The organism is Trichocoleus sp. FACHB-262, assembly GCF_014696035.1.
GTDB lineage: Bacteria > Cyanobacteriota > Cyanobacteriia > FACHB-46 > FACHB-46 > Trichocoleus.
On the sequence record NZ_JACJPK010000072.1, the window covers coordinates 104,749 to 117,601 of the forward strand.

A 12,853-nucleotide genomic window follows, 5' to 3' on the forward strand; every position below is an offset into this window, starting at 1 on the left:
TGTCAGCCACCCGACTACACCCTCTAGAAGCAGAGTCCTACCCGTAGAATAGAGGTATCAAGGGCAATGTGAAGCTGGGCAAGTAACACTTTTGGTCAGGCGTGGAATTTTTCGCCGCAGAAGTGATACTAGTCAGGCTAGAACTGCTAACAAAAACTTTTTATCAATTGCTGGTAATTCTATGACTGTCCTGTGGCGGCGACCTGTTTTAGTCGGGGGAGTAGGGCTTACCTTTGGGCTGTGGTTTCTAGAGAGTATGGCACACTCGTTGGCAGAGGTCAGCGGTTTAGTCACCCTAGGAGCGATCGCAGCAGGGACAGGTCTTTGGTTTCTGCAGAAACCTAACGCTCAAATTGCTCCCATTTCTGCTCCAGCGTCTCCTGTGAGCCGTCTACAGGTTGAGCAAAGCCTCACGGAAGTTGAAGACAGAATTCAGCGGTTACAAGCTGAAGTAGCCACCTTAGACAAGGTGCGCCCGGAAACCATTGCCCGGATTCCAACCCTAAAAGCGCAGCTTCAAGCCTTAACTCCGGAATTAGAGCGGCAGGTACTTCGAGTTGCCGTGGTAGGGGGACAAGCGGTGGGCAAAACTTCTTTAGTTCACGTCCTGCAAGCGCAAGGGTTGTCTTTATCGCCATCTGTTTCTTGGCAAGATCTACCCGCCCTGCTCGCAGCAGAAACTTCCACCCTCGATGCCGATACGATCGCTGAGGCGCAAACCGCAGACGCAGTTATCTTTGTGGTGGCAGGAGATTTGACTGCGTCAGAGTTGCAGGTGGTGCAACAACTGGCTACGGCCAATCAGCGCTTACTTCTAGTTCTGAACAAGCAAGATCAGTATTTACCCACTGAGCGATCGCTGGTGCTCAAGCAACTGCAAACGCGCACTCAAGATTATTTAAGTAGTGCCGATGTAGTCGCGATCGCGGCAGTTCCTAGCCCTTTGAAAGTGCGCCAACACCAAGCCGATGGGTCAGTGCAGGAATGGATGGAACAGCCCCAACCCGAAATTAATTTACTCTCCGAGCGGTTGCAGCAGTTGTTAGCTCAGGAGAGTCAGCAATTGGTTTGGGCAACCACTTGGCGCAGCGCAATCGCATTGAAGGCAGAGGTGCAGGCAGTTCTAAATCAGGTTCGCCGCGATCGGGCCTTGCCGCTGATTGAGCAATACCAATGGATTGCCGCAGCTACGGCTTTTGCCAGCCCCGTCCCTGCTCTAGATCTCTTAGCCACTAGCGCCATTAATGCTCAGCTAGTTCTAGACCTGAGTGCCATTTATCAGCAAAAGTTTTCCTTACAACAGGCGCAGACCATTGCTAAGACAATGGCGGGTTTGCTGCTGAAATTAGGTTTAGTCGAGCTATCTACCCAGGCGATCGGTACCGTGCTCAAGAGCCATGCCATTACCTATGTGGCAGGTGGAGCTGTGCAAGGTGCTAGTGCTGCTTATTTAACTCGCTTAGCCGGATTGAGTTTGAGTGAATATTTTGAGGAACAAAGTGCCTCGATTCGCTCAGAGGCAGAAAATCCCCTCAGTCTCGATCGCCTGACTCAAGTTCTCAAAACCGTATTCCAGCAAAACCAGCAACTGAGTCTCTTCCAGGCTCTAGTAAAGCAGGTGACAGAGCGCTTTACTCCCAATCCCTCTCCTCAGCCACAACCTCAATTGCAATTAATCGCGGCCACAGAGCCAGCCTTACCATTGGCATCTATCCCGTTGCCAAACCTACAGCTGGCTAGCCACGAATTGGAGCTGGTAGAGGAGAATAGATCTGCGGTCAGTCTTTCCAGTACTAGCCTTGAGTCATCCTCCCTCCTCTCAACCTAACGCTTCTGCTACCTCTCCGTCTGTCTCCAGTTCCGCTCGTTCTACTGCTCAAGAATCACATTTTAGTCGAGCTAGAGCCAGCCTACGGGAAATCTTGGCACGGCATACCCACCGTTTGCGGCAATTTAAGCTGCCTAACAATTTAGAGTTACAAGCGGCTTTGCAAACAGAGCTAGAGAGCTTAGCTGCCACCCTGAATAAGCTGGACCAAGGAGTGATCCGGATTGCTACCTTTGGGTTGGTAAGTCGCGGGAAGTCAGCCGTATTGAATGCTCTGTTAGGCCAAAAAGTTTTGCAAACGGGTCCGCTGAATGGGGTCACGCAATGGCCCCGCTCGGTGCGTTGGGTGCCGAATGCAGACAGCAAGGTGCAAGTTGAGTTAATTGACACGCCTGGCTTGGATGAGGTGCAAGGACAGGCTCGGGCCAAAATGGCTCGCGATGTGGCGCGCCAAGCAGATCTGATTTTGTTCGTGGTCTCTGGTGATATTACTCGCACTGAGTATCAAGCGCTGTGCGAATTGCGGGATGCTCAAAAACCGCTGCTTTTGGTGTTTAACAAAATTGATCTGTATCCTGATCGCGATCGCCAAGCGATTTATAAAAACCTACAGCAACTAGGAGCCAACACCAGAGACAGCCGACGCCTCCAGCAATTGCTCTCGACTGAGGAGATTGTCATGGTGGCGGCTGAGCCTGCCCCGTTGCAAGTGCGGGTAGAGTGGCCCGATGGTCGTGTCACCTATGAGTGGGAATCGCCCCCACCCCAGATTGAGCCGTTGCAAGATAAGCTGCTGACGTTGTTGAACCGGGAAGGGCGATCGCTCCTAGCGTTGAATGCCCTGCGGCAAGCGCGGGAGGCCGAAACCAAGATTGCCCAAACGACGATTGAGCTGTGCAGTCCGGAAGCGGAGGCGCTGATCTGGAAGTTTACGCGCTATAAAGCAATGGCGATCGCCTTAAATCCAATCGCGTTTTTGGATTTAGCGGGAGGTGTGGTGGCGGATTTAGCGCTAATTCGAGAGTTGGCGCGGCTCTATGGCCTACCGATGACTCGCTATGAAGCTGGGAAGCTTTGGAAAACCATTTTGCTCAGTTCTGGTAGTTTGCTGCTGAGTGAGTTGGGCAGTGGAGTCTTGTTGGGTTTAGGCAAGAGTACGGCGGCGATCGCTTCGGGTGAGAATCCCGCTAACTTTTCTGCCTATGCTGGGGTAGCTGTGGTGCAAGCAGCGGCGGCTGGGTATGGAGCCTACGCGATCGGACGGGCAGCTCAGGTGTATTTGGAGCAAGGTTGTACTTGGGGACCACAAGGGCCAAATACGGTGATTCAAGATATTTTGAGCCAAATTGAGCCGAATACGATTGTTTATCGCTTGCGGCAGGAGATTGGGGAGTTTTTGGGGTAGCTAGTGAAGCTGAGTTACCAAGGCTTGGGGGCACTCGCCCCCAAACCCCCGCTGAGGGACGGTTGCGTCCCCCAGACCCCCTCCAAACGAGCTTTAGTAGAAGTATTTCGATATCTTGAACTTTTCTCGCCGCCCTCCGACACTTGCCGCTTAACCCCTTCATCCCTCATCCTTCATTCCTGTAAGTGCTTGCTGAGCCGCTTTGGTGATCTGGACGATCGCGCCTAGATCCGGGGTAGGAGCAGAAGCACTCATGCTCAGCCATAAAAGGTATTCGATGTTTCCGGCTGGGCCTTGTAGGGGGGACCAAGTTAAGCCTTGGTAGTGCCAGCCGAGGGCTTGGGCAGTTTGGATCACTTGGGCGATCGCTTCTGCTTGGTCTTTGGGGTCGCGGACTACGCCGTTCTTGCCAACGCGCGATCGCCCCACTTCAAATTGTGGCTTCACAAGCAAAATTGCTTCTCGCGGTTCTTTGAGCAATTGCCACAGGGCGGGTAATACTTTCGTTAAGGAGATAAAGGAGACATCGGCAACTCCTAGATCAGCATCGGGCTGACCTTGCTCGTACAGCTCTTCTGGTTTTAAGTGCCTGAGATTGGTGCGCTCTCGGAGGACCACACGGGGGTCTTGACGCAAGGTCCAGGCTACTTGCCCATAGCCAACATCAATGCCGTAGACTTTCTGCGCTCCTGACTGCAACAGACAATCGGTAAAGCCACCTGTAGAAATGCCGCCATCTAAGCAAGTGCGTCCAGTGATTTCAATGGGAAAGGCTTCTAGGGCTTTGGCTAGTTTTTCGCCGCCTCTAGAGACGTAGGGCGATCGCTGCTTCACGGCAATCTGAGCCGTAGGGTCAATCTCGGTACCCGGTTTATCCACGACCTGCTGATTCACTCTAACTTCTCCAGCTCGAATCAAGCGCTGGGCCTGCTGTCGAGAATCACAGAGTCTTAGGTCTACTAGTAAGGTATCGAGTCGTTGCTTAGCCAAGGAACTGCACTAAAAAATTAAAATGAAGGAACACCTATAAAATAAAGCTTTTGAGGCCATCTCATCTTCCACCATGCCACCGAAGGTTCTTCGCAGACGACCGTGAATCCTCCTCCTCGCATTTTAGAGTCTCGAACTCAATATCAGCCTTGCCACATCCGCGTACCCGACTTAGACGCTCGCGTTGCTGCAATTCGTGTGAATGGTAAGTTCTACAGCCTACTTAAGCTAGTGAAAGAGCGACAGCAAGCTCTAGAGATCGCCAACCGCCTCGCCAACAAAGGTGAAGAAGCCGTAATAACGGCGACCATCAAAGGGGATGCAATTTGGGTCTTGGAGCGAGAGGCTTATCTAGATCTTCCGGCTCAGACTGATTCAGCACCCACGGCACAGGCAACGGGCATCAAAACAAGCCCAGCAACAGCTAAAGTCTTGGAATCTCGCAACCAATATCGTCCCTGCCATATCCGAGTCCCGGATTTGGAGCACCGATTGTCAGCCATTGCAGTCGAGGGACAGTATTACAGCTTCTTCAAAGTTGTTAAAGACCGAGCCCAAGCACTTGAGGTTGCTGCTAGGCTGAGTCGTCGTGGTGATCAAACTGTTATTACTAGCAGCGTTAAGGGAGATGTGGTTTGGGTATTAGAACTGGATGCTGAGTTAGACTTCCGGCACCTTTAATCCTGGCAGCAAATGCCAAAACTTAAAAAGTAGTAAGGGCAAAACTAATAGGGGTAAGCTCAGCAACAACCTTTGCCCACTCGCAAATCTTGCTCCCAAACCTACCCCTATCTAACTCAAACCTGAATGCCAAGACTCACCCCAAAACCTAGGGGTTAATCGAGCAATTAAACGTCCTGCTCACTGAGTTCACGAGTCATGTAGTCAAAGGGTTGATCCACAAAGGCAGGATCAGCAATACCAGCGGCGGTTGCTTGCTCTTTGACAATGTCCTTCATTAATTGTATGCCACGTACTGTGGGGCCGATGGGAACTCCTAGAGAGTTGTAGGTTTCCCGTAGACCTTCCAAAACTCGCTCATCCAAAACGTCCATATCTCCTGCGACCAGAGCATAGCTGGCATAACGCAGGTAGTAGTCCATATCCCGCAGGCAGGCTGCATAGCGACGAGTGGTATAAGCATTACCACCAGGACGAATCAATTCCGGAAGTTCGTCAAACAGGCGCGATCCTGCTTGCTTGACGATGGTGGCAGCATTCGCATTAATGACTGCTGCGGCCTGAACTCTAGCTGTGCCACTGCCAAAGTAGGATTTCAGTGAGTCAAGGGCGTCCCGATCAAGATATCGGCCCGTAATGTCGTAGTTTCTAATCAGGCTTGTCACTGCGTCCCGCATGAAATGACTCTCCTAAGTGGTTCCTATACGTGTTTGCTATTTTTGACCCGCGTCAACCTGTCAATAGTCAGTCATTCTAGCTACTAAACGCTGACGTTTTAATAGGTTGAAGATGGCCCATGCAATTGCTACAGCTTACTGCACAAAATGACTCTGTACCCCTAGCGCAGCGCTGACTTCAACCGTGAGTCGGGCTGGTGCATTAGGATTTAGGGTTAAGTTTACCACGGCAAGATCAGCGTAATTGGCGCTGAATTCGAGCTGAATGGCTTCTAATCTGTTAAGTTTTATGTGCCTTATTTTCTACTATTCTCAACATTTAGAAATAGTAGGAATTAGTAGGGTTAAAGATTTAAGAGAAAACTTTGTCCTTAGAGCGCTGACCAAATGTTGACTGCTGACTTCGACGGTTCGCTTGACGTGACACTTCACGATTCACCCGCCGTGATGCTTCGCGATCGCCCAACGAACAAGCTGGATACTGAGTTTGTCCAGAGAAACTCAGCCAATTGCGGCTCAGGGCTGGAGCTGGCAAAACGTGCAATTCTTCTGGGTAGCGAGGCATAGGGTCACTCACCAGAGAAATGGGCGGTACCATCATCGGGTCGTAACTGGCAATCACGTCCACCATACCTGGCTGATGCTTCAGCTCAACCTTCTGGCCTGGCCGATATTTCAGGGCCTCTTGTTGGTCAAAATCAGTTTCAAAAATCATAGTGATTAGAAATACGGAACTGTAGCTTCTGATACTATTTTAAGGGCCAACTCAGCCTAAAAATGAAAAACTGTCAATTCCGCTACAATTTTTCATTTTTCAAGAGAAGGCTGAAGGAGGACAACGATCAAGATTAATTTCGTCCGTATTTTGGTAAGCTTCAAGAGAGTTTGGTAGCAAAGGATACAAACTATCCCCAACCCTATTTTTAGGATGATTCAGGTATAACCAACCCTGCCGATGAGTGTGTGCTAAAAGACGCCGCAAACATTGCAAAATGCAAAGTGCCTCTAGAAATAACGAGTCGCAGGAATCATCAAGTAAAAGTTGTGACTGATCACCCATCAACCGCTAGTGACTTTGGGATTGGCTGACTGCTCATGTCTCGGCTCTACCTTTGTCACACTGTTGAGGCAGTGCAGTTCTGAATCAGGTTGTGCTCCATCTATATCACCTGGCTGACCTCCATCGCTCGCAGACCTCTCCCTTCCTAGATTTGCCCAGACATTAAGGAGTAATTCATGGCGACTGCACAAGACATCTTGAATCTGATCAAAGAAAAACAGATCAAGATGATTGATCTTAAATTCATTGACATGCCAGGAACCTGGCAGCACCTCACGGTCTATCATGACCAAATCGATGAGAGCAGCTTCACCGACGGGGTGCCCTTCGACGGTTCCAGCATCCGGGGCTGGAAAGCCATCAATGAATCAGACATGTCAATGGTGCTCGATCCAAACACCGCTTGGATTGATCCGTTCATGGCTGAGCCTACTCTCAGCATTATTTGCAGTATTCAAGAGCCTAGAACGGGTGAGCCTTACAGCCGTTGTCCCCGCACCATTGCTCAAAAAGCAGTCGATTACCTCACCTCCACGGGCCTTGGTGACACCGCTTACTTAGGTCCTGAAGCAGAATTTTTCGTCTTTGAAGATGTACGGTTTGACCAAACCGAGAACGAAGGCTACTACCATGTGGATTCGGTAGAAGGTCGCTGGAACTCTGGTCGCAAAGAAGAAGGCGGCAACTTGGGCTACAAGCCTCGCTACAAGGAAGGCTATTTCCCCGTTGCGCCCACCGACACGCTGCAAGACATCCGGACCGAAATGCTGCTGGTGATGGCTGAGTGCGGCGTGCCCATTGAGAAGCATCACCACGAAGTTGCTACGGGCGGTCAGTGCGAACTGGGCTTCCGCTTTGACACCTTGGTTCGTGCCGCAGACCACTTGATGACCTATAAGTATGTGATCAAGAACGTTGCCAAGCGTCACGGCAAAACTGTTACTTTCATGCCTAAGCCTTTGTTTAACGACAACGGTTCTGGTATGCACACTCACCAATCCATTTGGAAAGGTGGTCAGCCTCTATTCTGGGGTGATGGCTACGCCAACCTGAGCCAGATGGCTCTCCACTACATTGGTGGCATCCTCAAGCATGCTCCTGCTCTGTTGGCTCTCACCAACCCCACCACCAACTCCTACAAGCGCTTAGTGCCTGGATTTGAAGCGCCTGTAAACTTGGCTTACTCCCAAGGCAACCGCTCTGCTTCTATCCGGATTCCGCTGTCTGGCACTAACCCCAAAGCGAAGCGCTTGGAGTTCCGTTGTCCTGATGCGACTTCTAACCCCTACCTCGCTTTCGCAGCCATGCTCTGTGCAGGTATCGATGGAATTAAGAATCAAATCGATCCGGGTGAGCCTTTGGATGTGGATATCTACGACCTCAGCCCTGAAGAGCTGTCGAAGATTCCTTCCACCCCTGGCTCTCTGCTCGATGCCCTAAAGGCTCTGGAAGAAGACCATGAGTTCCTGACTGTGGGTGGCGTCTTCACCGAAGACTTTATCAATACCTGGATTGAGTACAAGCTCGACAACGAAGTCAACCCCATGCGGTTACGGCCTCACCCCTACGAGTTTGCGCTCTACTACGATGTCTAATCTCCTGAATGCCCTGAACATCTAGTTTTTTAGCTACCGCTCAGGGTAGTTTGCAAGCCACTCTACGGGGTGGCTTTTTTATGGCTCGCATAGCGCATCAATTTTCTAGGCTAAGCCAGGAATGACTACGCTAGGATGAGAGAGTTGCTTTACAAAACCACATAAAAAGTATGACTGTTGCTTATCCTCGCAAGCTGCTCAACACGCTGGGCGCACGCGAGATTTTGAGCCAAGTAGTGCGCGATCGCGAGCTACATTTAGTCACTCTCAACCGCTACCGCTATAGTGAGCAGCGCAGTTGCAAAGACTTAACTGATTTAATCGAACAGTTGGATGGGCAGCCTCCGGAGCTAATCCGTGATCTTTCTCGACATATTTCTGATGAAGCTCGGCACGCCATGTGGCTGACGGATCTCTTGGTGGATTTGGGTGCCAATGTCGGCTTGCCACCTGGTTCTTCTTATATTCAAGAGTTTGAGCGCTTACTTGATAGCGAGGCTGTGGATCTAGGACGCGATCGCGATGAATTCTTGATTTCAGTTCTAGCAGCCATTAATGTCACTGAAAAGCGCGGTTGTGAGTATTTTTCAGCTCACATTCATGCTTTGAAAAAAGCGCCGCAAACTGAGGAAAATATCAAAATCCGGGAAACCATTGAGCGGATTTTGCCTGAGGAAGCGGGGCATGTACGCTGGGGCAACCGCTGGCTAGCAGAACTGGCTCGCAAGAGTCCAGAACACGCTCAGAAAGTAGATTTAGCCAAGCGCAAGTATGGGGCTGTAGAGCAAGCTGCCTTTGAATCAGGTATGGACATTACGCTTGGGGCTGAAATTCGTCGGGTTGAGAAACTGATGGCGATCGCGGAGACCATGCCATTGTGGCAACGCCCTCAATACCTGATGGAGCGGTTGCCCCAAACCCTACTGGCGCCCGATCTGCAACAAACCCGGATTGACGTGGTGCAACGGGCTTGGAAGCGTGACCCTCAAGCTTTTTTACAAAAATTTGTCCCCATGTTTATCAGTGGCATCAGCAAACCAAGCACCAGCAAGCCAGAAAACGCCAAAGCCACCGCCTAGCGGTCTGGCGATCGCCTAAACGCACATAATGGCATTGCACATTATGAAATGCTGCCCGTAGGGGCAATTCTTTGTGGTTGCCCTGCTGGGTGACAGGGTGGGCACAAGACCTGCCCTTACTTGAATTATTCCGTGATTGAAAAATCCCTCACAAGCTACAGTTGGGGTAGCGACAACCGACGAGACGTGAGGTAGATTGGTACTTGCGTCACGCCGATCTACTCTACTGAGCAGGAACTCCTATGACTAACTATCAACCCGATGCGGAAGCTGTCTCAACCCAGAGTTTATCTAGCAATCAGCTGGTTAACGAGCTAATCGAGAATTCTACTCAGAACAATCACGCAGATGTGATTGAAACAGTGATTTCTAGTTTGGATCAAGACCAAAGCGCGATGGTCAACCATACCGAGAGCGGCCATCTGTGGAAGTTTAAGTACGGCAGCGTTGAAGTCTTTGTCCAACTCACGGGCAACACAGACGACGATACTTTTACCACTTGGGCGCAGATTTTGAAGCTACCTGTGCAAAATGAAGCCCAGCTTTTACGCAAATTGCTGGAGATGAACTGGAGCGACACCTTTGAAGCGCGTTTTGCTCTGATTGATGAGCAAGTTGTCGTTGTGGCCACCCGCACCGTTGCAGAGTTATCGCCGGGGGAAATCTCCCGTGCCATTACTGTGGTCGCCTCTATTGCCGATGACAACGACGATGCCCTTCAAGCTGAGTTTAGTGCCGCTTGAGTCTAGCAACTCCGTGGCGCTTCATTCCCCCATTCCAAGCGCCAGGCCGAGTGCAGATGGCCTTGGATGCTTGGCTGTTTCGTCAGCATTGCTTAGGACTTCACCCACCCACCTTACGGTTTTACACTTGGGCTCCAGCAGCAATTTCCTTGGGCTTCCATCAGCGGCAGTGGCCTGCTGAGTGGCAAGAAATTACTTGGCAGGAAAGGCCATTAGCGTTGGTGCAACGACCGACTGGCGGTCGCGCTGTTCTGCATCAAGGCGACTTAACCTATGCCGTGATTACTTCCAGTTTTCCAGGCAACCGCACGCAAGCATACCAAGCCATTTGCGAGTTTTTAATTCAGGGCTGGCGATCGCTTGGCGTTGAGTTGCAATATGGCGAGGCGGGCCGAGGCTACATTCACAATCCCAACTGCTTTGGCACAGCCACTAGCGCAGATTTAGTTCTGCCGAACGGCGAAAAACTGATTGGTAGTGCCCAGCTACGCCGAGGGTCTGTAATTCTACAGCATGGCTCTATGCGCTTAGAACCTGATGCTATTCTCTTTACCCAAGTGTTTGGCCCCGATAACCTGCGTTTGCCGAAGTTGCCTTTATCTTTACAGGGAGCAGCCCTGACTCAAACGCTTATAGAAGCCTTAGCTACAGCATTGCAACGCTGCTTTGGAGTGCAACTAGTGCCGCAACCGCTCTCAGACGCGGAGTGGCAAGCCGTCATGGCCCAAGCAGAGCTGAGCCGATCACCCGTTGGCTCTGGGCCAGTAGCGGTTAGTTAGCTTCTAGAGAAAATGATTCTGCGGTAGTTCTAGCGATCGCAGGCAAGGGCAAGCCTGGAGGGTAACTGCCTTCTTCCTTAATGCGCTTAATGGCCGCTTCAGACACTTGAATATTCAGTTTATTGCCAACTGCTCGGACAATATCACCGCGATCGATCACGCCTGCAACAGTACCAGCTGGAGACAATACGGTAATCCGGTTGAGCTGCTGAGTCTCCATTTGATTGATCACCTCAATCAAAGTAGTAGACTCCTGGACCGCAGGAATTGCGGTCAGTGGATGCAGCACCGCTTGTAGGGCTTGGTTTTCCCATTGGCTCCGCTCCACTTGGCGTAAGTCATCAGCTGCCACCATCCCGCGATAGCGCCCCTCTGAAGCGGCAAAGTAAGTGGGAGGTCGAGCAACTTCTAGCAAATAGTCATCCGCAAACTGACGCAAGGTGAGATTGGCATCCACTACCCGAAATTCTCGGGTCATCGCATCTGCGGCTTTGATCTGCATCAAGGCTTCTTGCAAGTCAGTCATGCGATCGTAAGCGCTAGCATTTCGCAAGATAAACCAACCCAGAAAGGCTACCCACAATCCACTAATGAAATAGTCTGAGTCCAAAAAGACAACGAACATTCCGAGGATAATGGCAAACCAGCCCAAAGTTTGTCCAGATCGTACTGCCCAACGCACACCTTGAAATCGGTTGCCTGTCGCCTTCCACACTGCCGCCTTAAAGATTTGGCCTCCATCCAGTGGCAATCCAGGAATCAAATTGAATAAGGCTAAAACTAAGTTGATGCGGTATAGATCAGCGGTGACGACTGCAACCACGCTCTGAGCTGGCAGAATATGCGCGATCGCTCGCAACAGCAGGTATAAGCTGAGGCTAACCGCAGGCCCCGCAACGGCAACCTGAAACGCTTTGCCTGGAGTTTTAGATTCCTGATCGATGGAGGCAATCCCTCCAAACAAGAACAGCGTAATCGAGTTAACTTTGATTCCCTGCGACTGTGCTACCAGGCTATGACCCAATTCGTGTAGCAGTACCGAGGTAAACAGCAACAGAGCGAGCATGAAACCCGCAGCCCAAGCAAAAGCTGGATTCCAGGATTGTTGTTTGAGGTAGTTCTCGCTGTTGAGGATCGAAAAGAACGCGAGAACATACAACCAATTGGGGTCGATAAAGAGGGGAATACCAAATACAGATCCGATTCGCCAGCCTGCCTGCATAGGAATTTCCTAAATTGAGGTTGATCAATGCGGCCAAAACCCAGCCCCATTGTTCTGCGCTGCCTTTCCTAAAGGTGCAGCTAAGTCAGGCTCAGCCGATGTATGCGGTACTAATTTTATGAAACAACCATCTAGCTAGAGCCCTCTCCCTACTAGCATAGACAATGGCTCACGGAAACATCAGGCTAGCGGTGCCGTAGATAATCAGCAGCTAGAAAATAGGCAAAAAAAAGTAGTAGTGCTAGCCTGTCAAGAAACTTCGCAAGGCTGAGCGCTACTACCTGAACTAGATTGAGAGTTTCAAAAAGTGCGGAGTCTAGAGAACACCTGCGTTGGTGAGCCCCAGGATGACACCTGCACCTAAGATATGACCAAAACTCATGGTGGCGAGTAACTCAGGAACGCCAAAATTGCTAAAGAGAGCAGGGGTTTCGACAGGAAGTTTTGGACCTACACCCTTCTTTCTGATCGCAAAGCGACCGATCGCAACTGCAAATAAGCAGCAAGCAGTCATAATTAGCCCGATAGTGGGACTCCAATCAGTGGAGCGAGCCGAGGCTACCTGTAGCGCTAGTAAGGTCGGATAAAGCAAGATTTCGTCTCCTGCATTGATAAACTTATACAAACAAGAAGGATTATAAAAAGAGCCTTCTAAATAATTAGGATTTGTCTTAAGAGTTAACAGTCCACTAAACTTTTGCTACAAATCCGCAACAGTTTCGGCAACCGTTCGCGATCGCAACCACCTCGATCAATCCTGAACCTTGGTTAAATATCTTACCGACGACCTACTT

Annotated in this window: 12 protein-coding genes; 7 read left to right on the forward strand and 5 right to left on the reverse strand. The window is 50.5% G+C overall.

Going from position 1 to position 12,853, the window contains the following annotated elements:
• The first annotated feature begins 181 nt into the window (after window positions 1–181).
• Window positions 182–1,828, forward strand: a complete 1,647-nt coding sequence (locus H6F68_RS13775) for a DUF697 domain-containing protein (protein ID WP_190559790.1) — start codon at window positions 182–184, stop codon at window positions 1,826–1,828.
• A complete protein-coding gene (locus H6F68_RS13780) occupies window positions 1,800–3,233 on the forward strand; it encodes a GTP-binding protein (protein ID WP_190559792.1) in 1,434 nt (477 codons plus the stop codon). Before H6F68_RS13775 ends, H6F68_RS13780 begins: the two co-directional genes overlap by 29 nt.
• A 159-nt stretch (window positions 3,234–3,392) precedes the next feature.
• Here H6F68_RS13780 and H6F68_RS13785 read toward each other — a convergent pair whose 3' ends face one another.
• Window positions 3,393–4,223 (reverse strand): TlyA family RNA methyltransferase, encoded by an 831-nt coding sequence (locus tag H6F68_RS13785; RefSeq protein ID WP_190559794.1) that lies wholly within the window; start codon window positions 4,221–4,223, stop codon window positions 3,393–3,395.
• A gap of 102 nt (window positions 4,224–4,325) precedes the next feature.
• On the opposite strand from H6F68_RS13785, the gene H6F68_RS28480 reads away from it, so the two are divergent.
• Complete coding sequence (locus H6F68_RS28480; protein WP_199300076.1) at window positions 4,326–4,904, forward strand: hypothetical protein; 579 nt, start codon at window positions 4,326–4,328, stop codon at window positions 4,902–4,904.
• Between the two features lie 167 nt (window positions 4,905–5,071).
• Here the strand turns inward: H6F68_RS28480 and apcB are convergent, their stop codons facing one another.
• Together apcB and H6F68_RS28485 are read right to left on the reverse strand one after the other, a co-directional pair.
• Window positions 5,072–5,581 carry an allophycocyanin subunit beta gene (apcB, locus tag H6F68_RS13795; protein WP_190434623.1) on the reverse strand — a complete coding sequence of 170 codons (510 nt, stop codon included), beginning with the start codon at window positions 5,579–5,581 and terminating at the stop codon, window positions 5,072–5,074.
• A gap of 352 nt (window positions 5,582–5,933) precedes the next feature.
• Window positions 5,934–6,296 carry a hypothetical protein gene (locus H6F68_RS28485; protein ID WP_199300077.1) on the reverse strand — a complete coding sequence of 121 codons (363 nt, stop codon included), beginning with the start codon at window positions 6,294–6,296 and terminating at the stop codon, window positions 5,934–5,936.
• Between the two features lie 521 nt (window positions 6,297–6,817).
• Between H6F68_RS28485 and glnA the strand changes: the two genes are divergently transcribed.
• The 4 genes from glnA (at window position 6,818) to H6F68_RS13820 (ending at window position 10,837) form a co-directional block, all read left to right on the forward strand.
• Window positions 6,818–8,236, forward strand: a complete 1,419-nt coding sequence (gene glnA, locus H6F68_RS13805; RefSeq protein WP_190434626.1) for a type I glutamate--ammonia ligase — start codon at window positions 6,818–6,820, stop codon at window positions 8,234–8,236.
• Window positions 8,237–8,406: 170 nt separating this feature from the next.
• Window positions 8,407–9,315 carry a ferritin-like domain-containing protein gene (locus tag H6F68_RS13810; RefSeq protein ID WP_190434629.1) on the forward strand — a complete coding sequence of 303 codons (909 nt, stop codon included), beginning with the start codon at window positions 8,407–8,409 and terminating at the stop codon, window positions 9,313–9,315.
• 242 nt (window positions 9,316–9,557) lie between these two features.
• Window positions 9,558–10,058: a YbjN domain-containing protein gene (locus H6F68_RS13815; protein ID WP_190555167.1), complete on the forward strand. Its 501-nt coding sequence runs from the start codon at window positions 9,558–9,560 to the stop codon at window positions 10,056–10,058.
• Window positions 10,055–10,837, forward strand: a complete 783-nt coding sequence (locus H6F68_RS13820; RefSeq protein ID WP_242065499.1) for a biotin/lipoate A/B protein ligase family protein — start codon at window positions 10,055–10,057, stop codon at window positions 10,835–10,837. The genes H6F68_RS13815 and H6F68_RS13820 overlap by 4 nt, the downstream gene beginning before the upstream one ends.
• Here H6F68_RS13820 and H6F68_RS13825 read toward each other — a convergent pair.
• Both H6F68_RS13825 and psaK read right to left on the reverse strand, forming a co-directional pair.
• A complete protein-coding gene (locus H6F68_RS13825; RefSeq protein WP_190559796.1) occupies window positions 10,830–12,059 on the reverse strand; it encodes a site-2 protease family protein in 1,230 nt (409 codons plus the stop codon). The two genes, H6F68_RS13820 and H6F68_RS13825, sit on opposite strands and share 8 nt — an antisense overlap.
• Window positions 12,060–12,375: 316 nt before the next feature.
• Window positions 12,376–12,651, reverse strand: a complete 276-nt coding sequence (gene psaK / locus H6F68_RS13830; protein ID WP_190560110.1) for a photosystem I reaction center subunit PsaK — start codon at window positions 12,649–12,651, stop codon at window positions 12,376–12,378.
• Window positions 12,652–12,853: the final 202 nt, after the last annotated feature.

Excerpts from the sequence above, each read along its gene's own strand:
- glnA (WP_190434626.1), top strand. The coding sequence starts at position 6,818 with ATGGCGACTGCACAAGACATCTTGAATCTGATCAAAGAAAAACAGATC.
- H6F68_RS13825 (WP_190559796.1), bottom strand. The coding sequence starts at position 12,059 with ATGCAGGCAGGCTGGCGAATCGGATCTGTATTTGGTATTCCCCTCTTT.
- H6F68_RS13815 (WP_190555167.1), top strand. The coding sequence starts at position 9,558 with ATGACTAACTATCAACCCGATGCGGAAGCTGTCTCAACCCAGAGTTTA.
- H6F68_RS28485 (WP_199300077.1), bottom strand. The coding sequence starts at position 6,296 with ATGATTTTTGAAACTGATTTTGACCAACAAGAGGCCCTGAAATATCGG.
- H6F68_RS13775 (WP_190559790.1), top strand. The coding sequence starts at position 182 with ATGACTGTCCTGTGGCGGCGACCTGTTTTAGTCGGGGGAGTAGGGCTT.
- H6F68_RS13810 (WP_190434629.1), top strand. The coding sequence starts at position 8,407 with ATGACTGTTGCTTATCCTCGCAAGCTGCTCAACACGCTGGGCGCACGC.
- apcB (WP_190434623.1), bottom strand. The coding sequence starts at position 5,581 with ATGCGGGACGCAGTGACAAGCCTGATTAGAAACTACGACATTACGGGC.